This is a genomic window from Arthrobacter rhamnosi (assembly GCF_054510975.1).
Window position 1 is genome coordinate 103418 of sequence record NZ_JBTNDN010000002.1, and the last position, 21831, is coordinate 125248.

Annotated in this window: 21 protein-coding genes; 6 read left to right on the plus strand and 15 right to left on the minus strand. The window is 66.9% G+C overall.

Annotated elements, in window-relative coordinates; genetic code table 11:
- Positions 1–210 precede the first annotated feature (210 nt).
- Positions 211–1806: an MDR family MFS transporter gene (locus ACX80J_RS04760; protein WP_459347027.1), complete on the plus strand. Its 1596-nt coding sequence runs from the start codon at positions 211–213 to the stop codon at positions 1804–1806.
- A 205-nt stretch (positions 1807–2011) separates the two neighbouring features.
- Positions 2012–3043 (plus strand): LacI family DNA-binding transcriptional regulator, encoded by a 1032-nt coding sequence (locus tag ACX80J_RS04765; RefSeq protein WP_459347028.1) that lies wholly within the window; start codon positions 2012–2014, stop codon positions 3041–3043.
- A gap of 355 nt (positions 3044–3398) precedes the next feature.
- On the opposite strand, the gene ACX80J_RS04770 is transcribed toward ACX80J_RS04765, so the two are convergent.
- The 6 genes from ACX80J_RS04770 to ACX80J_RS04795 form a co-directional block, all read right to left on the minus strand.
- The gene (locus ACX80J_RS04770) at positions 3399–3857 is read right to left on the minus strand and encodes a DUF4913 domain-containing protein (protein ID WP_459347029.1); all 459 of its coding nucleotides are present in this window, start codon (positions 3855–3857) and stop codon (positions 3399–3401) included.
- 4 nt (positions 3858–3861) lie between these two features.
- The gene (locus ACX80J_RS04775) at positions 3862–4452 is read right to left on the minus strand and encodes a TraG/TraD/VirD4 family protein (protein WP_459347030.1); all 591 of its coding nucleotides are present in this window, start codon (positions 4450–4452) and stop codon (positions 3862–3864) included.
- Positions 4453–4478: 26 nt separating this feature from the next.
- Positions 4479–4877 carry a DUF4913 domain-containing protein gene (locus tag ACX80J_RS04780; RefSeq protein ID WP_459347031.1) on the minus strand — a complete coding sequence of 133 codons (399 nt, stop codon included), beginning with the start codon at positions 4875–4877 and terminating at the stop codon, positions 4479–4481.
- Positions 4874–6223, minus strand: a complete 1350-nt coding sequence (locus ACX80J_RS04785) for a type IV secretory system conjugative DNA transfer family protein (protein WP_459347032.1) — start codon at positions 6221–6223, stop codon at positions 4874–4876. The genes ACX80J_RS04780 and ACX80J_RS04785 overlap by 4 nt, the downstream gene beginning before the upstream one ends.
- Before the next feature lie 877 nt (positions 6224–7100).
- Entirely contained in the window at positions 7101–7517 is a 417-nt protein-coding gene (locus tag ACX80J_RS04790; protein WP_459347033.1) for a MarR family winged helix-turn-helix transcriptional regulator, read from the minus strand.
- A 337-nt stretch (positions 7518–7854) separates the two neighbouring features.
- On the minus strand, positions 7855–8448 hold the full coding sequence (locus ACX80J_RS04795; protein WP_459347034.1) for a TetR/AcrR family transcriptional regulator: 594 nt from the start codon (positions 8446–8448) through the stop codon (positions 7855–7857).
- Between the two features lie 129 nt (positions 8449–8577).
- On the opposite strand from ACX80J_RS04795, the gene ACX80J_RS04800 reads away from it, so the two are divergent.
- Positions 8578–9138 carry an NAD(P)H-dependent oxidoreductase gene (locus ACX80J_RS04800; protein WP_459347035.1) on the plus strand — a complete coding sequence of 187 codons (561 nt, stop codon included), beginning with the start codon at positions 8578–8580 and terminating at the stop codon, positions 9136–9138.
- 152 nt (positions 9139–9290) lie between these two features.
- Here the strand turns inward: ACX80J_RS04800 and ACX80J_RS04805 are convergent, their stop codons facing one another.
- The 3 genes from ACX80J_RS04805 to ACX80J_RS04815 all read right to left on the minus strand — a co-directional run bounded on the left by ACX80J_RS04805 (position 9291) and on the right by ACX80J_RS04815 (position 10704).
- The gene (locus tag ACX80J_RS04805) at positions 9291–9482 is read right to left on the minus strand and encodes a hypothetical protein (protein ID WP_301225027.1); all 192 of its coding nucleotides are present in this window, start codon (positions 9480–9482) and stop codon (positions 9291–9293) included.
- The gene (locus ACX80J_RS04810; RefSeq protein ID WP_459347036.1) at positions 9479–10480 is read right to left on the minus strand and encodes a lantibiotic dehydratase C-terminal domain-containing protein; all 1002 of its coding nucleotides are present in this window, start codon (positions 10478–10480) and stop codon (positions 9479–9481) included. Before ACX80J_RS04810 ends, ACX80J_RS04805 begins: the two co-directional genes overlap by 4 nt.
- 83 nt (positions 10481–10563) lie before the next feature.
- Positions 10564–10704 carry a hypothetical protein gene (locus ACX80J_RS04815; protein ID WP_459343923.1) on the minus strand — a complete coding sequence of 47 codons (141 nt, stop codon included), beginning with the start codon at positions 10702–10704 and terminating at the stop codon, positions 10564–10566.
- Positions 10705–11071: 367 nt separating this feature from the next.
- Here ACX80J_RS04815 and ACX80J_RS04820 point away from each other — a divergent pair, with 367 nt between their 5' ends.
- A complete protein-coding gene (locus ACX80J_RS04820; protein WP_459347037.1) occupies positions 11072–12040 on the plus strand; it encodes a helix-turn-helix transcriptional regulator in 969 nt (322 codons plus the stop codon).
- Positions 12041–12121: 81 nt separating this feature from the next.
- Positions 12122–13414: an aminotransferase-like domain-containing protein gene (locus ACX80J_RS04825; RefSeq protein WP_459347038.1), complete on the plus strand. Its 1293-nt coding sequence runs from the start codon at positions 12122–12124 to the stop codon at positions 13412–13414.
- A 100-nt stretch (positions 13415–13514) separates the two neighbouring features.
- Here the strand turns inward: ACX80J_RS04825 and ACX80J_RS04830 are convergent, their stop codons facing one another.
- The 6 genes from ACX80J_RS04830 to ACX80J_RS04855 all read right to left on the minus strand — a co-directional run bounded on the left by ACX80J_RS04830 (position 13515) and on the right by ACX80J_RS04855 (position 20155).
- Positions 13515–15086 (minus strand): dihydrolipoamide acetyltransferase family protein, encoded by a 1572-nt coding sequence (locus ACX80J_RS04830; protein ID WP_459347039.1) that lies wholly within the window; start codon positions 15084–15086, stop codon positions 13515–13517.
- 9 nt (positions 15087–15095) lie between these two features.
- Entirely contained in the window at positions 15096–16070 is a 975-nt protein-coding gene (locus tag ACX80J_RS04835) for an alpha-ketoacid dehydrogenase subunit beta (protein WP_459347040.1), read from the minus strand.
- On the minus strand, positions 16070–17284 hold the full coding sequence (gene pdhA / locus ACX80J_RS04840) for a pyruvate dehydrogenase (acetyl-transferring) E1 component subunit alpha (protein ID WP_459347041.1): 1215 nt from the start codon (positions 17282–17284) through the stop codon (positions 16070–16072). The genes ACX80J_RS04835 and pdhA overlap by 1 nt, the downstream gene beginning before the upstream one ends.
- Positions 17285–17419: 135 nt before the next feature.
- Entirely contained in the window at positions 17420–18577 is a 1158-nt protein-coding gene (locus ACX80J_RS04845; RefSeq protein ID WP_459347042.1) for a histidinol-phosphate transaminase, read from the minus strand.
- Positions 18561–19853, minus strand: coding sequence for a hypothetical protein (locus tag ACX80J_RS04850; protein ID WP_459347043.1), 1293 nt, complete (start codon positions 19851–19853; stop codon positions 18561–18563). Before ACX80J_RS04850 ends, ACX80J_RS04845 begins: the two co-directional genes overlap by 17 nt.
- On the minus strand, positions 19850–20155 hold the full coding sequence (locus ACX80J_RS04855; RefSeq protein WP_459347044.1) for a hypothetical protein: 306 nt from the start codon (positions 20153–20155) through the stop codon (positions 19850–19852). The genes ACX80J_RS04850 and ACX80J_RS04855 overlap by 4 nt, the downstream gene beginning before the upstream one ends.
- A gap of 123 nt (positions 20156–20278) precedes the next feature.
- Here ACX80J_RS04855 and purB point away from each other — a divergent pair, with 123 nt between their 5' ends.
- Positions 20279–21709: an adenylosuccinate lyase gene (gene purB, locus ACX80J_RS04860; protein WP_459347045.1), complete on the plus strand. Its 1431-nt coding sequence runs from the start codon at positions 20279–20281 to the stop codon at positions 21707–21709.
- Positions 21710–21831: the final 122 nt, after the last annotated feature.

Genomic DNA, 21831 nt, shown 5'->3' on the forward strand with positions numbered 1-21831 from the left:
CCATCGGGCTTGCCTCTACGGGCCACCTACAGACTCGCTCGTTCCTCAACCGATAGACCGAGCGAGAACAACAGCACGACATGATCTAGAGAGCTTCCGGTCACCACCTTGATAACGCCGTCCTGCCGCCCTTCGGCCATCCTCAACGGGAACTAAGCCATGACTGTCACCCCCTCACCGCCAGCATCCGGTACCCCACCAACACGTGTAATGCCGGTCTTCCTCGCCCTCATGGTCGCTATGCTGCTCTCCTCCCTGGATCAGACCGTCCTCGGGACAGCCCTGCCGACCATCGTTGGTGAGCTCAACGGCGTAACGCATATGCTCTGGGTCGCGACCGCCTACATGCTCGGGGCAACTGTCGTCATGCCCGTCTACGGAAAACTCGGCGACCTCATCGGACGCAAAAGCGTCTTCCTAGCGGCTCTGGTCATCTTCCTCGCAGGTTCGGTCCTGGGGGGTATGGCGACGAATATGGAACTGCTCATCGCCGGCCGGGCAGTGCAGGGCATGGGCGGTGGAGGCATCATGATCCTCGCGCAGGCGATCATCGCTGACATCGTCCCAGCCCGTGAACGAGGAAAATACGGTGCTGCAATCGGCTCGGTCTTCGTTCTCTCATCGGTCATCGGCCCCCTTCTGGGGGGACTCTTTACTGATGTACTCACCTGGCGTTGGGCTTTCTGGATCAACATTCCACTCGGCCTGGTCGCACTGGTCATTGCCGCCGTGTTCATTCGTCTTCCTAAAACTCAGCGGGGCAAGCCCAAAATCGACGCGCTCGGCATCGTACTGATTACCGTCGTCACCACCGGACTGGTCCTGACCACCTCATGGGGTGGTACTGAGCTCGAGTGGGACTCCCCGATGATGGTCGCCATCATCCTCAGTACAGGGCTGGGCGCGGCATTGTTCCTATGGGCCGAAGCTCGAGCCGCAGAACCGATCATCCCCTTGGGCCTTTTCCGCGACCGGAACTTCACCGTCACCACCATCGCCGGCCTGATGACCGGCATCGCAATGTTCGGTGCTATTGGCTACATGCCGACATTCCTGCAGATCGTCAACGGCATCGACGCTACTGAGTCCGGGCTACTGCTGGTGCCTATGCTCGCAGGTGTCATCCTGACTGCAACCATAAGCGGCATCCTCATCACAAAATTCGGCCGATACAAATGGATGCCCATTGTAGGGACCGGCATGATCGCGGTCGCGCTCATCCTCTTCTCCACGATGACGGCCGAAACCACCCCACTTCAAAGCGGGTTCTACCTCGCCATCCTCGGTATGGGGCTTGGGTTCGGCGTCCAAATCCTTGTCCTGATCGTCCAAAACTCCGTACCCCACCGTGTCCTGGGAACGGCCACGGCAGCGAATGCTTTCTTCCGGGAAATCGGAGCCACCGTTGGATCCGCGATCGTCGGCAGTCTGTTCGTCACCCGGCTCACAGAAGCCCTCACACAGGGAAATGGGGCAGAGTCTGTGGGCTCCGCCGCCACAGGCCTTACCCCGGCCGCCATCAACGCACTCCCCCTGACGCAACGTGACACGGTTGTTCAGGCCTACGCAGAATCGCTCGGCCCTGTATACCTCTTCCTTGTGCCTCTCATCCTCATAGCCTTCATACTCCTGTTCTTTGTCAAGGAAATCCCGCTAGCGACCACGCTGCCAGTCGTCGAGGGAGCAACCGATAGCGAGCAGGACACCGGGGAGGAGCCCGAAAGTTGGATGCCTGAAGACTCGACTGAGGTCGGTGCTGCTTCGGTTCCTACCCGCGATACTCCTACTCGGCTGGCGCAAAAATGACACGACGGTCATTTCGCACCGATCCTGTCGGCTGGAAACAGCTCAGCTAGCCCTGCCAGCGATGTGCTGGTGAATGAGGTTAGAAGGGAGTGGAGGTGCTTCCGTGGGTGACTGAAGTTGCTAGCACGTACTAGCAAACGGAACGATGCTTGTAGGGTAAACCCGTTAGAACTCAAAAATCTAGAACGATGTGAAGAGGGGTTCCGTGACCACCACGACGATGAGGCGCGTCACCGCAGCCGATGTGGCCAGGGAAGCGGGAGTCTCCCGTGCAACTGTCGGGTTCGTCTTGAATGGAACTAAGGGCCAAACCATTTCAGCGGCAACGACCAAAAAGGTTCGTGAGGCCGCGTCCAAGCTCGGCTATACACCGCACCGCCAGGCACAGGCGCTACGCAGTGGCCGTAGCAAGATTGTCCTGATGGTATTGCCGGATTGGCCGCTCGAGCACCAGATGCGTGTACATCTCGAGCAAGTTGCTCAAGTGCTCGATGATGCCGGTCTTACGCTCGTGACACACACGCACCGGTCACATGGTCAGCAATCCGGGCAGCCCATCTGGGCCGCCATTGACCCTCTTGCTGTAGTAGGTCTGGAACCCTTCAGCGCCCGTGATGTGGCATCGATGCGTCAGCTCAACATCACGAACATCATTCCTGCTCCTGACCAAACGGATCTTTCTGCGCTCGGTCAGGAGCAAGTGTTTGATCCGTCAGTCGCTCATGTGCTGCAAGTGGCGCACCTCCTCGAGCGAGGGCATCAGCACGTTGCCTTTGCGACACCCACCGACACCAGGCTGCATAATCTTGCCCAAGAGCGCCTGAATTACGTAAGGACAGCCTGTGAACGCGCAGGGATTCCTCAGCCCTTCGTGCTCTCTCCCGAGAATACAAATGAAGAGTGCGCGGACTACCCTGTCAGCAATGCGCTGGAGGAGAGAGTTACTGCGGTCATCGCCTATAACGATGACGTCGCGGCCGATGTCATCAGATCGGTGATCGCCCAGAGCTTGTCTGTTCCTGGGGATGTCGCCGTCATCGGGCACGACGATTCACCTCTTGCCGCCCGGTTCATTCCCTCGATCACCAGCGTCCGGGTAGATCACCGGTTGCTGGGCCAGTACGTTGGGCATCTTGTACTTGAAAGCATCGGTCAGGGGGATGGCACACCCTTCCCTCACGTCGACGTCGACGTCGTCGCCCGCATGTCCACCTCAGGACCGGGAGCTCAGCGCTAAGCACCCCGTGCGGAACCGCACCCACGTTGGACAGCAGGAATCAGGCGTCCGCCTGCACACACCCACCACCCCGCAGCCACGAGGAAGCTCACCTCGGGCGGACGGTGGGCGCACAGCCTCCCTAAGTGTAAGGAAGCAAAGCGGGTGAACGAACCCAGTCCGTCGTGCTTCCCAATAGTGGCTATACACCTATGGTCAGTCGGAGCCCCAAGGATAGAGTTCCAAGCCATCCACCTGTAGGTAAGGCCAATCAGTTAGGCATCGTTGGAACATGGAACATGGAACATGGAACATGGAACATGAAACATGTTGGCTTAGTGCCCTCTACTCACTTACTCGAAAGAGTCAATGAGTACTAGTAGGTGTACAAACTCTGCGGTGCTGAAACGACCGGCAGCGGCTTATTTGCGGGCTTGTGCTCCGCCGGCGTGCAGCCTTGGAAGGGGCCGGTGCCGGAGAAGAGGACAACCATGGTGGGGTCGGCGTAGCTGTTCCACCGGGTCGCGAGCCCTGTCGTCGGATCCGTGCGTAGGGCTTCCCATGCCCGCCATAGTGCGTTGGGCCGGTTGACGGCTTCCTTGTGCCGCCACCAGCTGGCGCACCAGGTGAATTCCGCACGACCGTACGACTCCACGGGCCGCTGATACTGGTGCACCAGGAACTCGGTTACGAACTCCTCGAAGTTGTTGAAAACCATTTCGGGAGCAGGCTGCACGGTTCCCTGGGCCTGGGGGACGTTGTCGGTCTCGGGCTCCTCACCAGGGAACACATCATCGGCAGAGTCGTCGGGGCCGAAGGGTGCGTGTAGATCCATCGGGCTACTCCTTCACCATGGCCGACCAGCGGTTACCGCCGGCCGCGACAGCAGGGGTGGCAGGAACTTCGGCGCTGCTCCCCGCGACCGGAGGTGTCGCTGCAGCGGATGCAGAGGCGGCTCGTGTGCCGTTGTGAGCGGCTTCCGACGCCGCGACCTTGGCGGCGTAGGAGCGGTCGCTGACAGGGACTGTGCGTAACAGGACGGCGCGTGAGCCGGAGCCGAGCATGATGGCTCGGCCCTTGGGCATCGCGGCGAGGTCCGCGACAGAGAGGATGTCGTCGGTGGAGTCCTGGCGGCTCGTGGCTCGGCCGTCCTTCTGCCTCGAGGTCGATACCGACGTGTACCGGTACTGGCCCACGAGGTCGGAGAGCATCTTTAGGAATCCCTCTTCCTTTACGTTGCCGCCGTAGGTGAAGACGTTGGCCGTGGAGAACAGCTTCTTCATCCCGGACTCGCCCCATACGTCGACGCCCTGGGACCAGGATTGTAGGAATGTAGAAACCACGATTCCTCGAGAACCATAGTGGCTGTAGAGGTCGGGCAGGTTTCCCCACCGGCAGACGTTGGCGGCCTCATCGAAAACGTAGACCATTGGGACTGCCGGGTGGAAGCGCGGAGCTACCAGGACCAGTTGTGAGGCGGCTGCTCAGTAGCAAGAATGCGCCGGGCGGTCTTTCGGACGTGCGTTGTCCCGCACTCCCCGAACGGGCCTCGCTTGGCGAAGAGGACTGTGGCGTGGCGGTCAAAGTGGTCGATCCACCACGACGACATCCCTCCGTTCGCTTGTGCTTCGAGCCACTGCTCATACAGTCCCCGCAGTCTGTCGACGGCTTCTGGGTGGTTCCACCACCGCGAGCACCAGTACTGGTTCTGCGACCGGTCCACGGACTCCAGCATCGCCACCAAGCCCTCCACCCAGTCCACCAGCTCCTCCGGGGTGAAGGCGAAGTCCTCTCCCCCGTCGTCGTAACCGTTAGGTTCAAGGGCCAGTTTGGCGTCGGTGTTGGGCTCGGTCATACGTGCTGTCCTGCCTGTGACGTCTTGATGCGTTCAACGGTGGGCCCGATGCGGGCAGTAATCGTCTTGTCTCGGAACCAGGGGATTGTGCGGACGATGGTCCCACCACCGTTGGAGGTTTTCACCCACGCGCGGTTGGTGGGGAGTTCGGAGAGCTGGGCGACGGACATGATGTCCCGCCGCTGTGTCTGCACCGACCGGGAGGATCCGTTCCTCGAGGTCGAGGAGCTGCGGACTTTCGCGTCGTACTGGCCGATGGTCTTGGACAGGGATTCGAGGAACTGTGTGTCGTCGGATCCGCCCCCGTAGACCTTGATCGCGGCCGCGGACCAAAGCGTGTCCCACCCGGTGCGCTCGAGCATGGCCATTCCCTGGCCGCGGGTCTGGAAGTACGCGCTGACGACGATGCCCATGGACCCGAAGAACGAATACCACTCGGGGAGTTGCTTGAGCTTGACGACGTTCCCCACCTCATCCAGGTCAGCGACCAGCGGTATCGGCAGGCGACCGCCAGCCCGGCGGGCGGCCTGCTGCGCGGCGGTGAACACCGCGTAGACCAGGGTGGACACGAACGCTGCGCCAGAACCGGCAGAGTCCTGCGAGAGAAGGATCAGAGTGTCCTTGCTCGTCACGAACCGGGCCGGGTCGAAGACCGGCACACCGGGGGTCGGTATGGACCAGGCCACGAGTTCGTCGTGGACGAGGGCGGAAGCCATGCGCTGGGCGCTGGCCGCCACCGAGCCTCGGGTGTCCTCCGGCTGCCCACTCATGCCCTTCAATGCGGATGCCGGCCCGGCATGTCCGGTTCGTTCGAGCAGCTCGGCCGGTTCCATGAAGTCAGCTGAAGACACCCACCGCAAGACCTCCTTCATCGTCTGACCGCTCTTCGCGGCCGCGAGGAGGCACCAGGCGAGGAAGTCGCGTCCCTGTGAGTCGAACTGCGCGTCCCCCTTTCCCTGGCCAGCGCTCGGCGCGGAGGAAGTTTCGAAGATCGACGCGACCTCACCGGCGCTCACGGTGTCGATGACGCAAGTGAGCGGGTTGAAGATCATCGCGGGGCGGTGGCTGTCGCGCCAGATCCGCTGCGGGTCGAACAGCCACACCGTCCCGGTGTCGGAGCGGGCGGCCAGGACTTCGGCGACGCCGTCGACCTTGTTGCTGGTCATGATGTACGCGCCGGGGGCTTCGGTGGCGTGCCGGATAACCTGTGTTGTCGTCTTGCCCCGCCCGGTCCCCCATACATGGGTCGAGCATTCCCGCCAGCCCTGGATGACCGCCTTCGTGCCTGTCTCCCCGGTGTACCCGATCGTCGGGCACGGGCCGGATCGGACGGTAAGCACGAACACCGTCAACTGTGGGCCGTTCGATCCTGTGACGTGTGGAGATGTGCATCAGCTTCTCGCCTCATTATTTGCCTGGATGTGGAGGGGCACGGAGCTCTCCTCGACTGTGCTCGGAGGTGGGACGTGTGCCTCGATCGAAGGTGGACGAGGAATCCCCTGTAGACCGATCAGGAAGAGTACCGGACGGCTTCCGTGGACGACGTCGGACACTTGTCGGGATCGGCGTAGGGAGGACAACGGAAGGCACGAGCGGATCGTTGACGTTCGGATGGGCGGTCATGGCCTCAGTATGCGCTTGCCACCCAAGCACCATCGCCGGCCGCTTTTTTCGAGGGTGACGCCCTAGTGGCGGTCGTGATAGAGCCGAACGTCCATCACCTTGAGGTCGGTGATCGCTGCCCGAAGAAGAGCTTGCCGTTCGCTGCCACGTTGATCGGTTTGAGCCTCCAAAGAGGCGTCACTGGATGGCAGCGGCGGGCTTGGCGTGGTGGCTGTCAGGAAAGCCAGCACATCCCCTGCAAGGGAGGCGCGGAGGTCCTGCAGGGAGCCCAGCGGACCGACGGGCGCAGGTGACGGACGCCAATCCGGATGTCGATCTGGGGTGGGGGGAAGTTTCGGGGCTGGATGTCGCATTGGATCTCCGTCTGGTCGGTGCGCGAACTCGGCTACGGAAGGAATCCGCTGTATCGGGAGGCGCGCTGTGTCCGGGTTCTGGTGACGCCTCCTCCAGTCGACCCGGTCGTCGGGAGGAGGGCTTTTTGCGGATCACGGGTGCTACCAGGGTCAGTTCGTCGAGTACGCGGCAATCCACCGCTGCGGGCCTTTCAGGGGCTTGTAGGCAGAGGTGCCGTCGGCCGGGCCGGGTCTGGCACGGCAGGCTTCAAGGGTGAAGAACTGTGATGATGCGAATCAGGTGGCTGCGGAGCGCTTCGTTCAAGGGACAGGCAGACGCGGCGGAGCTCGCCGACGCGTGGTCGCTGCGGGTCAGAATCGCTATCCCTTCGGTCGTGATGCAGGTCCGGTTCGAGCGCCCGTCCCCGACGTTGCGGAGCCGTGAGACGAGGCCTTTGACTTCGAGCTTCTTAAGGACCTTCCCCATGGTTTGGGATTGCACATGCACCAGGTCGGCGAGGTGCGTCTGGCTGATCGGTCCGCTGTCGGCCAAGGCTTTCAGCGTCGTCGTACTCGATTGGGTGACACCCAGATTCACCAAGCGCATGTTGGTGGTGTGGCCGTTCAGTCGGGCGGCCGTGCTGAGCAAGCGACTGGTGGTCCAGTGAGCTGTATTCACGTGCACCTACTTCCTTCCCCTGTACCCCACCATAACCACCCCGCACAAGCGCGCCCGGTAGTGTGCGGTCCACCGCCCGCTTCCGGACGGGCCCCTATGCCGGCAATGCGCCCGAATGCGGTGATGTGGAGGAGCAGGGCGCACACTGGGACTACTTGGCTGTTGCCGGAGACGGTACGCACGATTCAGTCGGAGACATTGCCGGAACGTGATCGTGGCGGTGGGTTCCTCCCCGCAGTCAAGAAGCCGGCTTCCCGGGAGGAACACCTAATTCCTTACCCTGCAGCTTCCTCGAAGCCGATGTCCTCACTCCGTGATTACGAGGGGCCCAGTCATCGGGCGGCTACCGGAGGCCCGGTCCGGTGGCGAGGGCGGTGACGAGGACTTGCCACGAGGCGGTGAGCCGGGCATCGGTCATGCCCCGGTTCTCCTGCAGATGGAGCAGGAGTCCGGCGTTGAGGAAGGCAGCCAGCTGGTACGCGGCCAGCTCCGGATCCTGGACACCGGCCTCCCGCAGCAGCATGGACAGGTGCAGGCGGGTGAGCTGCTGCGTCGGGTGCTCGAGGTCCGCCCCGCCCCGCTGCTCAGCGGCGCGGAGGATCTGGCCCTCGAAGCGCATCCGCCCGATGCTCGCTTCACCGAACGCGATGAGGCGATCGAGCGGCGGAGCGCCCGGCCCCAGGGGAGGAGGACCCGCCATGAACGCCGACTGGAAGGAGCGGCCGGCCTCGTCGGCGAGGGCATGCAGCAGGCCCGCCCGATTGCCGAACCTCCGGTACACCGTCCCCTTGCCGACACCCGCACGACGCGCCACCGCGTCGGTGGTCAGCTTGTCCGGGCCACAGGTGGCGACGATCTCGGCTGCGGCATCGAGGAGGAGGCGGCGGTTGCGCGCCGCATCCGTGCGCTCCCCGTCGTCTCCCGGAAACCGGATCATCCCCCCGCCCTGCATGCCGCAACTATAGCCACGGAATAAAACGGACCGCGGTCCGCTTGTACTCTGCAGACGCCTTGGCTGCGTTCCCCTTCAGCCCGACCGCGAGGTCACATATTCCTGGGAGTACAGATGTCCACCACGATCCTGACCCTCGTCGGCAGCCTGCGCGAGGGCTCCATCAACCGCCAGCTCGCCGAGGCGGCCGCGGAGCACGCTCCCGACGCCGTCGACGTCGTCACCTTCGACGCCCTCAGCGACGTCCCGTTCTACAACGAGGACATCGACAACGACGCCGACCGCCCGAAGGCGGCCGACGCTCTCCGCGCAGCGGCTGCCGACGCCGACGCTCTCCTCCTCGTCTCCCCCGAGTACAACGGCACCATGCCCGCCGTCCTGAAGAACGCCATCGACTGGCTGTCCCGCCCGTACGGAGCCGGTGCCATCTCGAGCAAGCCCGCTGCCGTCATCGGTTCCGCTTTCGGCCAGTACGGCGGCGTCTGGGCCCACGACGAGGCCCGCCGCGCCCTCTCAGTCGCAGGCGCCTCCGTCCTCGAGGACGCCAAGCTGTCCATCGGCGGTTCCATCACGCGCTTCGCCGAACTGCACCCGAAGGACGACTCGGAGGTTGCCAGCCAGGTGACCGAAGTGCTGTCCGCCCTTGCCGGGGCAACCGCACCCGTCGCGGCCTGATCCACGCCACCCGACGGGACTGACGCAGCAGGACCCCAAGCAGGATCACGCAGCAGGACGCCGGCGCATTCCGCGCCGGCGTCCTGTCGTTTCTGCTGCCCGTCCGTCTCCGGTGCTGGTTCCTGCCTGCAGTTGCCGCTGTCGAGTGCCGGTCAGTGCCAGAGGCTGTCGGCCCAGGCGGCGTCACGCAGGTAGTCCCTGGCCGGACCGATCTCCCAGAGCTGACCCTGGGACTCGAGGACGCCGTCGTTCTGCATGGATTCGACGGCCTCCGAGGAACACCCGAGGGCGTCCGAGAGGTCGGCATCGTCAAGTGCCAGCACGATGGTGTTCCTGGAGTTCATGGTGCAGTCCTTCCGCTTGAGAGTTCCGAACGGGACGATGGAGCGGTACGAGGTCCGGCGAGCTCGGTCAGCGGCTGCCAGGTCCGTGCATACAGTCCCAGGGCGGCCTCCTCCCGGGCAACGAAACCGAGCCGGTTGAGCGTCATGTGCGCCTGGTACACGGTGAGATGCTGCGCACTGCGGCTCACGCGGACCTTGTCCGCGCGGTACAGGTAGGTATCGAGGGACCGGACCCACCGGCGCCGCCAGTTGTGCACGGTGGACTCCGCAGCCGTCGCCGCCATCAGGGCATGGAAGCCCGTCGACTTGGTGGCGACGCGCAGGGTCATCGCCTCGCGCACGCCTGGGGCGCGGGGGCCGACGTCGGCGGTACAGGTCCGGAGGTGGCCGTCCCAGTAGGCATCCCAGGAGAGCCGGAGGCGGTCGGGCCACGTGGCCGAGTGCGGTCCTCGCATCATGCTGTCCGCGGCGTCGAACAGGAGAAGTGCACCGAGGGCGGAGCGGCTCTGCATCCGGGGGAAGCGAGCGGTGGCCCACAGCGCGAGTTCCGAGCTGAGCTCGAATACCTCCTCCGCGAGGTGCAGGCCCTCGACGCCGCCGTACTTGACCAGGTTCGCCTCGAGCTGCGGATCGGCCATCTCCTGGCCGCCTGAGTAATAGGTGTTGTTGACCGGGGCCGTGAACTGCTGGTGGACCGCCAGCAGGGGGAAGCTGCCTCCGCTGCGTGCCTGGAGTGCCCGCTGGAAGGCCCGGAGCCGTTCGAGGACACGGGGATGAGCGTGGATGCTGAGGCGAACCTGGCCGGTGGGCGCGTCGTCGACCCGGGTGAAATACCAGCGTTTGGCACCGAGTGCCCGGGCCTGCGCCACCAGCGGGGTAACCAGCTCTTCGATGATGCCGTCCGCTACATCGAAGCCACCCGTCGAGAGGGAGAGATGCCACCATTGAGTGCTGACGACCATTCGTGAGGCGGTTCGAACGGCGGTCAACTGGCTCATGGCTCTCTCCTTCAGGGTCTGTGATTACCCCCGCTGGGGCGGGCTCTGGGTGGGGCCTCCGGGCTCTAGTCCGGGGCCTCCTGTTACTTGGGCCAGTCCCAGCTACTCGCTGCGACCTCGCCCTTGGGCCAATCCCAGCTTGCTGCGCTGATCGACTGGCCCGCCGGTGCAGCAGCCCCGACCAGGATCATCAGGCCCGCAGTTGCACCGAGTACCTTTTTCATCGCGATCCTTTCCTGCCCGCTGTCCGGGCGGTCGAGCTGCTCCTGCACCGCAGTGCCCGATTCCTGCGGGAGACCCCTCTCGCGCCTCCCCGTGAACCGGCTCCACCAGAATGTCCGGCCCGTGCAGGTAGTGTCCAGCAGTACGGATGGCCGTTTGTGGACATGGCGTCAAGAGGACTCGGGTTCGCTGCCCGAGCCGGCGGTGAACCGCTTTCCGCCCCGGAAATCCGCGGAACGACGGGGATTATGAGGATTTGCGACCTGCCGGAATTGCCTGCCACGCTCATCTGTCATTAACTGGACATGTCATGTTTTTTCCTGCGCAATGATGCCGCTGGCATCACAGCGGCCCGGACAAGGACTGCCTATGCTGGACGCGACGTCGCTCGAGGTCTACCGGTACGCCGTCGGACATCCCGGCTGGACCCGCTCCGAAGCCTCGGATGCGCTGGGCCTGACCCTGCGCCGCATCGACCAGGCCATCGCCGCCCTCTCCGACCGCCGCCTGCTCAGCCCGCAGGCCGGCAGCGCCGCGGGACTGGTCGCGGTGTCCCCCGACGTCGCCCTCGCCGACCTCGTCGACGCGGACGAGCGTGCCATGCAGGAACTGAAGTCGCGCATCAGCAGCCAGCGGCGTGAACTCTCCAGCCTCCTGCCCACGTTCCTCGAGGCGCGGAAGAACGTGCTCGCCAGTACCTCCGTGGAGACGCTCGAGGACCCCCACCTCATCCACCGGGTCCTCATCGACTACGGGCGTGACGTCACGGAGAAGGTCTACATCGCCCAGCCGGGACAGGGCTCGACGGCGGATGTCCACGAGGAGAGCGTCCGCAAGGACCTGGAACTGCTGGAGAACGGCGTACGACGGCGTACGCTCTACGACACGAGCACGCGGGACCACGTGCCGACCCGCAAGGCCGTCGAGGCGATCGCGGCCGGGGGCGGCGAATTCGGCGTCCTGCCCTTCATCCCCCTGCGCATGCTCATCTTCGATGACAAGCTGGCCCTGGTGGCGCGCCAGCTGACGCGGGACGACAAGGCCGCCCTGGTCATTCGGGACCACAGCCTGATCAACATCTTCACGCAGCTGTTCGACATCGCCTGGGAACTCAGCGAGTCCTTCCTCGCTCCCGACCAGGTCGGGTCGCCCCTGAGCAGCCTGCAGCGCTCGATTATCCAGGGACTGGCGAACGGCCTGTCGGACGAGTCGATCGCACGGCGCCTGGATATCAACGTGCGGACCTGTCGTCGGCACATCGCCTGGATGCTGGAAACGCTCCGCGCGGAGAGCCGGTTCCAGGCCGCCCTGAAGGCCCGCGAGGCGGGCTGGGTCTGAGCGGGGCATCCCGGCGCGGCAGACCGGGGCCTCTGGTCAACAGCTGTTGCCTCTTGGTGAACCCGCGCCTAGACTCGCGGGATGTCCTCCAGTGAAGCCTCCGCAGACCTCCTGCCCGCCGAGACCGAAGCAGCTCTCGAACGGGCAGTCGATTCGCACAACCGCCACGAGCAGCTCTTCTCGGTACGGGCGGCGAACATCAAGCAGTCCGCCGTACGCGACGTCTTCGACATCTCGATCCGCCCCGGGCTCGTCTCCCTCGCAGGCGGCAGCCCGTACCTGAAGTCCCTGCCGCTCGAGGAGCTCGGCCGCACGGCCCAGACGATCATCGCGGAGCACGGCCTCGAGGCGCTCCAGTACGGCGGCGGGCAGGGCATGGAGCAACTCCGTCAGCTCGTTTGCGACGTCATGGCGGCGGAGGGCATCGAGGGGGCCGACCCCGACGACGTCGTGATCACCACGGGGTCGCAATCCGCCCAGGACGTCGCCGCCAAGGTCTTCTGCAATCCGGGGGACGTCATCCTCTGCGAGGACCCGACCTATGTCGGGGCGCTCAACACCTTCGAGGCGTACGAGGTGGACGTCGTCGCGGTCCCCATGGACGACGACGGCCTGATCCCCGATGAACTGGAGCGCACCATCACGGCGCTCGAGGCGCAGGGACGGGTGATCAAGATGCTCTACACGATCCCCAGCTTCAACAACCCGAGCGGCATCACCCTGGCCGCGGACCGACGGCAGCGCGTCGTCGACATCTGCCGCGCGCACAACATCCTCGTCCTCGAGGACAACCCCTACGGCATGCTGCGCTTCGACGGCGAGCCGCTGCGGCCCATGCGCGCGGACAACCCCCACGACGTCATCTACCTGGGCTCCTTCTCGAAGATCTTCGCGCCCGGCGTGAGGCTCGGCTGGGCCCTGGTGCCCAAGCACCTCTACCGCCGGTTCTACCTCGCCTGCGAGGCCGTGGTGCTCTGCCCGTCCCCCCTCACGCAGATGCTGGTGACCGCCTACCTCACCGACTACGACTGGCGCGGGCACCTGCACACCATGCGCAGCCTCTACCGCGAGCGGTGCGATGCCATGCTCACCGCCCTGGCCGAGGAATTGCCCGACGGGGTCCACTGGACCACCCCCGACGGTGGATTCTTCGTCTGGGTCACCCTTCCCGAGGGCATCGACACCTATCCCCTGCTCTACAGGGCGATCGACGCCGGCGTGGTCTTCATCCCCGGAGCCGCCTTCACCCCGTCGGACGAGCCGTCCAACAAGCTGCGCCTCGCCTTCAGCGCCGTGGCACCCGAGGACATCGTCGAGGGCGTCCGGCGCCTCGCACCGATCCTGCGTGCAGCGATCGAGGAGAGCCGGGCCTGATTCCCGGCAAGCGGGGGCCCGGCGTGCGCGTGCCGCCGGGCCTCCTGCCGCGGCGTCAGCAGGGCGGCCCTCCGCCGGGCACCTGCTGGTTCATGCGCCCCTAGTCGAGCAGCAGGGCGGGCTCCTCGAGGATGGAGGCGACGTCGGCCATGAAACGGGCACTGAGGTCGCCGTCCACCACGCGGTGGTCGAAGGAGCCGCCCAGGGTCGTGATCCAGCGGGGGATGACTTCGCCGTCGAGCACCCAGGGCTTCTGCTTGATCGTGCCGAACGCCACGATCGCCACCTCGCCCGGGTTGATGATCGGCGTTCCAGTGTCGATGCCGAGTGCCCCGATGTTGGTGATGGTCAGCGTGCCGCCCTGCATCTGGGCCGGCTGCGTCTTGCCCGCCCTCGCCGTCGTCGCGAGGTCGTTCAGGGCCAGCGCCAGTTCCTTCAGGGACAGGTCCTGCGCGTCCTTGATGTTCGGAACCATGAGGCCGCGCGGGGTGGCGGCGGCGATGCCGAGGTTCATGAAGTGCTTCACATGGATCTCGTCCTCCGCCCAGGTGGCGTTGACCGACGGGTTGCGTGCCGCGGCCCAGATGACGGCCTTGGAGAGGATGAGCAGGGGCGAGACCCGGATGCCCTCGAAGTCGCGGGATGCCTTGAGCCGCTTCACGAATTCCATGGTCCGGGAGGCGTCGACGTCCACGAAGATGCTGACGTGGGGGGCCGTGAAGGCGCTCTGGACCATGGCCTTCGCCGTGGCCTTGCGCACGCCCTTCACCGGGATGCGCTCGATCCGCCCGCCGCCGAGGAGCTTGCGGTCGGCCCAGAAGGAATCGGCCCCGTCCTGCTCCGCGTCGCGCTGCGACTGGTAGCTCATGAGGTCCTGCTTCGTGACCTCCCCCGCGGATCCCGTGGCGGGGACGTCGGCGAGGTTGATGCCCAGGTCGCGCGCTGCCTTGCGGACCGGGGGTTTCGCCAGGACGCGGTTGATCAGCTGGTTGAGCGGATTGCTCCGCGAGGGCGTGCCCGCCTCCGCGGGCTGCGCGGCAGACGTGCCTGCCGTCGGATTCGCCGGAGGATTCGCCGGAGGATTCGCCGCAGGGCTCGGCAGCTCCGTGCCGGCGCCGGCGGCTGCCGGCGCCTTCCGCGGCCGGCGCTTGACGGCGTCGGCCTTCGGTCCGGTGCCCACGAGGGGACCCGGGGCCGATTCGGATGCGGCTGGTTCGGGGGCGTCGGCCCCCGGGCCGGCCGGGTGACCCGCCTCCAGCCCTCCGAGCTCGCCGGGCATGCCGGGCACCGGCAGCTCGCCGTCCGGCACGTGGCCTTTAGCCGGCGGCTGGTGGTCCACGCCGCCCTGCACCCCGTTCCCGGGCGCTGCCGCACCGTCCTGGGATCCGCGCGCTGCGCCGCCACTCCCGCCGACACCCGGCACGGAGACGGCGGAGTCCTCGACGGAGATGATCGGCGTGCCGACCTCGATGGTCTCCCCCTCGGCCACGAGCAGTTCGGCGACGGTCCCCGCATAGGGCGAGGAGAGCTCGACGAGGGACTTGGCGGTCTCGATCTCGCAGATGACGTCGTTCACGGACACCGTAGCCCCGGGAGCCACCTTCCACTGCACGATCTCTGCCTCGGTGAGGCCCTCACCGACGTCGGGCAGGTTGAACGTATTGAGCGTCATGATGGTCCTTCAGTAAGCGAAGGCACGGTCGAGTGCCTCGAGGATGCGGTCGATGTCCGGCAGGTACTGTTCCTCCACACGGGCCACGGGGTAGGGCATGTGGAAGCCGCCTACGCGGATGACGGGCGATTCGAGGGACAGGAAGGCACGCTCGGAGATCCGCGCGGCGATCTCGCCGCCGATGCCGCCGAAGGTGGGAGCCTCGTGCGCGACGATCAGCCGGCCGGTGCGGGTGACCGACTCCGTGACGGTGTCGAAGTCGATCGGCGAGATGGAGCGGAGGTCGATGACCTCGATGCTCCGGCCGTCCGCCTCCGCAGCCGCTGCAGCGGCGAGGGCCACGGGGACCAGCGGTCCGTAGGCGACGACGGTCGCGTCCGTTCCCCGGCGCAGGACCTGGGCGGAGAACGGGTCCCCCGCGGGGGCGGACGTGTCCACCTCACCCTTGAGCCAGTAACGCCGCTTCGGCTCGAAGACGATCACGGGGTCCTCGCAGTTGACGGCCTGCTGGATCATCCAGTAGGCGTCCTGGGGGTTCGACGGCGTGATGATCCGGAGTCCGGCCGTGTGCGCGAAGAGCGCCTCGGGGGACTCCGAGTGGTGCTCGACGCTGCCGATGCCGCCGCCGTACGGGATGCGGATGACAACGGGAGCGCTGAGCATGCCGTCGCTGCGGGTCCGCAGCTTGGCGAGCTGCGTGGTGATCTGGTTGAAGCCCGGGAAGACGAAGCCGTCGAACTGGATCTCGCAGATGGGACGGTACCCGCGCAGGGCCAGGCCGATGGCCGTGCCGATGATGCCGGACTCGGCCAGCGGCGAGTCGACCACCCGCAGCGCCCCGAAGTCCCGCTTCAGGCCGTCCGTCACGCGGTACACGCCCCCGAGCTCCCCGATGTCCTCACCCATCAGCAGGGTCTTCGGATCCGACGCGAGCGACGCCCGCAGCCCCTCGTTGATCGCCTTCGCGATCGTCATCGTCGCCATCAGGCGTGTTTCCCTTCATCGGCGAACCCGGCCTCGTACTCCTGGAAGAACCGCAGCTCCTCCTGGACGAGCGGATGCGGTTCTGCGTAGACGGTGGCGAAACGGTCCGCGAGTTCCGGGGCCGTCATCGACAGCACGGCCTGGCGCAGCTCCGTGGCCATGGCACGGGCCTCCGCGCCGAGCTCCTCGAAGAAGGCATCGTCCGCCATCCCTGCCGATCGGAGGTAGGACTCGAGCCGCACCAGGGGGTCCCGGGGCTGCCACTCCTGCTCGTCGCGTGACAGCCGGTACTTCGTCGGGTCGTCCGCGGTCGTGTGGGCGCTCATGCGGTAGGTGTAGGCCTCGATCAGGACCGGGCCCTGTCCGGACCGGGCATGTTCGAGCGCCCAGCGCGTGACGGCCTCGACGGCGACCACGTCGTTGCCGTCCACGCGGATGCCCGGGAACCCGTAGCCCTCCGCCCGCTGGGCGAGGGGCACCCGGGTCTGGACGCTGGACGGGACGGAGATGGCCCACTGGTTGTTCTGGCAGAAGAACACGACGGGGGCGTTGAAGGACGCGGCGAACACCATCGACTCGTGGATGTCACCCTCGGAACTCGCCCCGTCGCCGAAGTAGGCGATGGAAGCCGCCGGCGGCAGGGACGGGTCGGCGAGCTGGTCCCGCTGCATGCCCATCGCATAGCCGACGGCGTGCAGGGACTGCGCCGCGAGCACCAGCGTGTAGAGGTGGAAGTTCCGCTCGCGCGGATCCCAGCCGCCGTTGGTCACGCCTCGGAACAGGCGGAGGATGTCCGGGAGTTCGACGCCGCGCGTCAGGGCCACGCCGTGCTCCCGGTAGGTGGGGAAGGCGTAGTCCTGCGGCTCCAGGGCACGTCCGGAGCCGATCTGCGCGGCCTCCTGCCCGGTCAGCGGCACCCAGAGGGCGAGCTGGCCCTGGCGCTGCAGGGCCGTGGACTCCTGGTCGAAGCGACGGATCAGGAACATGTCGCGGTAGAGCGAACGCAGATGTGCGGCATCGGAGGCCGAGAGGTACGGGGAGAAGTCGATGGTGCTGCCGGCGATCTCCGCCGTCAGCCCGCCGGCCATGGTCCCGTCGGCCGAGAGGATCTGCAGCATCCCGGCGTCGGGTTCCTGCCGGCCACCGGCGGAGTGCACAGCACGCCCGACTTCCTCGACCTCGAATTCCGCTGCCGGCAATCGGCTGCTGTTCATCCCTGCTCCTCACCCGACGCAGAACATTCCCTTCGAGGAATGTATGCTGTAAGCCATACACCGAAGAACATATGTCCCGGCGACGTACTGATCAAGACTAGTCAGCGCGGGGCCCTGGGCCTATTTAAGACCGCATCACTCGCTGACGGGCCGGTGCGTGTAGCCTCTGCACAGCTCGAGGAAGCGCGTATTCGCGGCCTCCTCGCCGATGGAGACCCGCACGCCCTCCGAGCCGAAGGGGCGTACCGACAGGGCCCGTTCCCCTGCCTTCGCCGCGAAGTCCTCGCTGTGCTCGCCCAGCGCCAGCCAGACGAAGTTCCCCTCGGCTTCGGGCACGGTCCACCCGAGACCGCGCAGCCCCTCCACCACACGGGTGCGCTCGTCGACGATCGACTGCACGCGCGCCTCGACATCCCCGATGTGGTGCAGCGAGGTGACGGCAGCGTGCTCGGCGATCTGTGACACGGCGAACGGGACGGCGCTGACCCTCAGGTGCTCGGTGAGCGCCTGCTGGGAGACGGAGTACCCGACCCGCAGCCCCGCCAGGCCGTGGGCCTTGGAGAAGGTGCGGAGCACGATCACGTTCGGGTAGTCCCGGTAGAGGTCGATGCCGTTGACGGCGTCCGGGCGGCGGACGAACTCCTGGTAGGCCTCGTCGATCACGACCACGACGTGCGGGGGCACCTCCGCCAGGAAGTCGACGACCTCCCGGCGGGTGAGGATGGGACCGGTGGGGTTGTTGGGCGTGCAGAGCAGGACGACGCGCGTCCGGTCGGTGATCGCCGCGGCCATGGCCTCGAGGTCGTGCGTGCCGTCCGCCCGGACCGGCACCTGGACGCCGGCCGCACCGGCGAGTCCGACGCTGATGGGATAGGCCTCGAACGACCGCCAGGCGTAGACCACCTCGTCGGGTGCATCGAAATCGTTCTGCCCCGCGAAGGTGGCGAGGATCTGGTTGAGGGCGCCCAGGCTGCCCGCGCCGGTCACGATGTCGGTGGCGGGGACACCCAGGTAGCCCGCCAGTTCGGTCCGCAGGGCTGTGGTCAGCGGGTCCGGGTACCGGTTGATCGACGTCTCGGACGCGATCGCCTCGAGGACGGCGGGCAGCGGCGGCAGGGGGTTCTCGTTCGACGAGAGCTTGAAGCTCTCCAGCCCCTCGACGACGACCGGCGGCTTGCCGGCCGCGTAGCGGGGAAGCTTGCCGAGGACACCGCGGGGACGGATTCCGGCGGGGCCGCTGCCCGCGCCCGGCTCGTCGGAGGGCGTTACCGGCAGGTCATCGATCGACGTCATGGCCATAGCCTAGACCGGCTTCCCTGCGCCCCGTGTGCACGCGGGGTCCCGGTGCCCCTGCCGGGCGGGGACGCCGGAACGCCCTGAAGGAATAGCGGCGCGCGGTTCCGGCGGCGCCGGCCGCGGCGAGGAGGGCCGTCGCGGGCGCAAGCGACGGCGCCTCGCTCGCGTCGACGAGGCGGGCCCCTTCCGCGTAGTTGTCCAGCTTGTGCGCCGGGCCGAGGCCCCACGGCTCCTGCGACCCGTCCGTGCTGCGCCCGGGGTCCGGCACCGGGGTGTGCAGGGTGACGGTGGTGCGGTGGCGGTCGTCGCTGTTGAGGGTCGAATCGAGCTCCGGGACGGCGTCGGCGCTGTGTTCCAGGTGGAGGTACTCGCTGCTGCCGGATGCGTGCCAGCCGGTGGGAGAACCCACCGTCAGGACGAGCTGCACGTCGTACCGCCCGCCCATCGCGCCGGCGAGGTTGACGGCGTGGAGGCCACCCTGGCTGTACCCCGCGACGATCAGGGAATCACCGGGATGGGCGCCGGCCCGCCCGAGGGCATCCAGGACGGCCGCCCCGGTGAAGCGGCTGTCTTCCGCGAGCGCCTCCGCGATGCCGCCGATGTCGAAGGGATTGCTTCCCGCCGCCTCCCCCGGTCCGGGCTGCGTTCCCGGCAGCACGACGACGTAGACCGGGCTGCCCGCGGTGCCTGCCCGGAGGACCTCGAAGGTCCCCGGGTCGTCGGCCTCCACCGAGGCCAACCGGCCGACGACGCCCTCGACCGTCCCGTCGAACGCCACCGGAGTGCCGGCCGCCCGGTTCCGCAGTGCGATCGGACCGACCTCCACCACTCCCCCGCTGATCGCTCCGCGGGCAACCGCGCGGATCGTCGCCGCACTCCCGGCCCGCGCCGCATCCGCGGCCGCTGTCGCCACGGTATCCGCCATCCGGTAGGCCCGCAGGCTCGCCCGGAGCCGTTCCTCCGTCGAGGCCAGGGAGCGCCCGTTGTCGGCAGCGGTCGTCCGCGCGCCGTCGAGCTGCGAGAGTGCGTCCTGGTAGTGCAGTCCCGCACCGGCCCCGAGGGGCTGGAGGTGCAGGACCCGCCAGGGCAGTTCGCACACCTCGCGATCGAGGCGCGCGAGGGAGACTGCGACATCCCCTGCCTCCACTGCGAGGAGGGAGAGCACGCGGGCCGCCTCCTCGAGTTCCTCCCACTGGAAACGGATACCGCCGACGCCGCCGCGGACGGTCAGGGGGCCGTCGTCGCCCTCCACGGGGCGGAGCCCGTCCGTCACAGTCCTGCCTGCCGCCGGAATGCTTCCGCCTCGAGGACCAGCCGGCCGTACTCGTCGAGGTCGCGGGCTGCCGACTCGAGCAGGTCGATCGTCCGGGAGAGTTCCCTGCAGCGCTCGCCGAGGTAGGACCTGAAGTTGTCCCCTGCCGGGGATTCCCAGGACCACAGGGAGACGGACAGTGCATGCCGCCGGATGCCGGCGAGCCTGCCGGCATGCCACCGCACGGCTGCCGTCAGGGCGGCGACGTCCGCGCCCGCCGCCGCTCCGTGTCCGAACGCCGGACCCGCCTCCAGCCGCTCCATCGCCGTGCCCCTTTCCTGGCCGTTCCCCAACGCTAGGAACACGCAGGGCGCCGGGCCGGCGGGGCCGCAGGTATGTGGACAGCAGCGTGAACTCCGGGGCCGGCCTCGTGAAAGAATGGCGCAATGGCTGACTCCACGCTCTCCCGGGTTGAATTCGCTGCACAGTCCCGAGGGGAGGCCACGTCCCTGACCCTCGGTCCGCTCGACGGCCGGTACCGTGAAGCGGTTGCCCCGCTCATCGACTTCCTCTCGGAAGCGGCCCTCAACCGCGACCGCGTCCATGTCGAGGTCGAATGGCTGATCCACCTCACACGGTCCGCCGTGCTGCCCGGCACGGAGCCGCTCAACGAGGACCAGGAGGCCCGGCTCCGCGCCGTCGTCACGTCCTTCGACGCGGACTCGGTCACCGAACTCGGCGAGATCGAGAAGGTCACGGTCCACGACGTCAAGGCCGTGGAGTACTACATCGGACGGCGCCTCGAGGGCATCGGCATCGGCCGGTTGAAGCCCCTGGTCCACTTCGGCTGCACCTCGGAGGACATCAACAACCTGTCCTATGCCCTCGGCATCAAGGGTGCCGTGCTGGACATCTGGCTCCCCGCCGCACGGGACCTCGTCGCCTCGATCGCGGAGCTGGCCAGGACCTCGAGGGACACCCCGATGCTCTCGCGCACGCACGGCCAGCCGGCGACGCCCACCACGCTCGGCAAGGAGATGGCCGTCGTCGCCCATCGCCTGAACCGGCAGCTGGACCGCATCGCCTCGACGGAGTTCCTCGGCAAGATCAACGGCGCAACGGGCACCTATGCCGCGCACTACGCCTCGGTCCCGCAGGCCGACTGGCAGGAGGTGTCTCGGTCCTTCGTCGAGGGTCTCGGGCTGACCTGGAACCCCCTCACGACGCAGATCGAATCGCACGACTGGCAGGCGGAGCTGTACTCGGACGTCGCCCGGTTCAACCGGATCCTGCACAACTTCTGCACCGACGTCTGGAGCTACATCTCCATCGGCTACTTCGCCCAGATCCCGGTGGCCGGCGCGACGGGCTCGTCCACCATGCCCCACAAGGTCAACCCGATCCGCTTCGAGAACGCGGAAGCCAACCTGGAGATCTCCTCGGCACTGCTCGACGTCCTGGCGTCGACCCTCGTGACCTCACGCTGGCAGCGGGACCTCACGGACTCCTCGAGCCAGCGCAACATCGGCGTGGCCCTGGGCCATTCACTGCTCGCCATCTCGAACGTGGCAAAGGGACTCGCCCGCCTCGACGTGGCCGAGGACGTCCTCGCTGCGGACCTCGACGGCAACTGGGAGGTCCTCGGGGAGGCCGTGCAGATGGTCATGCGGGCCGAGGCGATCGCCGGGGTGCCGGGGCTCGACGATCCGTACGAGCGCCTGAAGGAACTGACCCGCGGCCACCGCGTGGACGCGGGACGCATGCGGGAGTTCGTCGGCAGCCTGGGGCTCAGCGCCGAGGCCGAGCAGCGGCTCCTGGACCTCTCCCCCGCCACCTACACCGGGATCGCCGCGCAGCTCGTGGACCACCTGGGCTGATCCGGCCCGGGCCGGTGCCCGCAGGCCCGCCAGGGAGCGTCCGAAGAACGGTCCGACGCCGCTAGCACGACGCACCGCTCCATGGCGTACGGACGTGTCCTTGACGCTGCCTCGGCGGCAAC

Excerpts from the sequence above, each read along its gene's own strand:
- ACX80J_RS04760 (WP_459347027.1), top strand. The coding sequence starts at position 211 with ATGCCGGTCTTCCTCGCCCTCATGGTCGCTATGCTGCTCTCCTCCCTG.
- ACX80J_RS04770 (WP_459347029.1), bottom strand. The coding sequence starts at position 3,857 with ATGGATCTACACGCACCCTTCGGCCCCGACGACTCTGCCGATGATGTG.
- ACX80J_RS04775 (WP_459347030.1), bottom strand. The coding sequence starts at position 4,452 with ATGGTCTACGTTTTCGATGAGGCCGCCAACGTCTGCCGGTGGGGAAAC.
- ACX80J_RS04780 (WP_459347031.1), bottom strand. The coding sequence starts at position 4,877 with ATGACCGAGCCCAACACCGACGCCAAACTGGCCCTTGAACCTAACGGT.
- ACX80J_RS04795 (WP_459347034.1), bottom strand. The coding sequence starts at position 8,448 with ATGATCCGGTTTCCGGGAGACGACGGGGAGCGCACGGATGCGGCGCGC.
- ACX80J_RS04800 (WP_459347035.1), top strand. The coding sequence starts at position 8,578 with ATGTCCACCACGATCCTGACCCTCGTCGGCAGCCTGCGCGAGGGCTCC.
- ACX80J_RS04805 (WP_301225027.1), bottom strand. The coding sequence starts at position 9,482 with ATGAACTCCAGGAACACCATCGTGCTGGCACTTGACGATGCCGACCTC.
- ACX80J_RS04810 (WP_459347036.1), bottom strand. The coding sequence starts at position 10,480 with ATGAGCCAGTTGACCGCCGTTCGAACCGCCTCACGAATGGTCGTCAGC.
- ACX80J_RS04815 (WP_459343923.1), bottom strand. The coding sequence starts at position 10,704 with ATGAAAAAGGTACTCGGTGCAACTGCGGGCCTGATGATCCTGGTCGGG.
- ACX80J_RS04820 (WP_459347037.1), top strand. The coding sequence starts at position 11,072 with ATGCTGGACGCGACGTCGCTCGAGGTCTACCGGTACGCCGTCGGACAT.
- ACX80J_RS04825 (WP_459347038.1), top strand. The coding sequence starts at position 12,122 with ATGTCCTCCAGTGAAGCCTCCGCAGACCTCCTGCCCGCCGAGACCGAA.
- ACX80J_RS04830 (WP_459347039.1), bottom strand. The coding sequence starts at position 15,086 with ATGACGCTCAATACGTTCAACCTGCCCGACGTCGGTGAGGGCCTCACC.
- ACX80J_RS04835 (WP_459347040.1), bottom strand. The coding sequence starts at position 16,070 with ATGGCGACGATGACGATCGCGAAGGCGATCAACGAGGGGCTGCGGGCG.
- pdhA (WP_459347041.1), bottom strand. The coding sequence starts at position 17,284 with ATGAACAGCAGCCGATTGCCGGCAGCGGAATTCGAGGTCGAGGAAGTC.
- ACX80J_RS04845 (WP_459347042.1), bottom strand. The coding sequence starts at position 18,577 with ATGACGTCGATCGATGACCTGCCGGTAACGCCCTCCGACGAGCCGGGC.
- ACX80J_RS04855 (WP_459347044.1), bottom strand. The coding sequence starts at position 20,155 with ATGGAGCGGCTGGAGGCGGGTCCGGCGTTCGGACACGGAGCGGCGGCG.
- purB (WP_459347045.1), top strand. The coding sequence starts at position 20,279 with ATGGCTGACTCCACGCTCTCCCGGGTTGAATTCGCTGCACAGTCCCGA.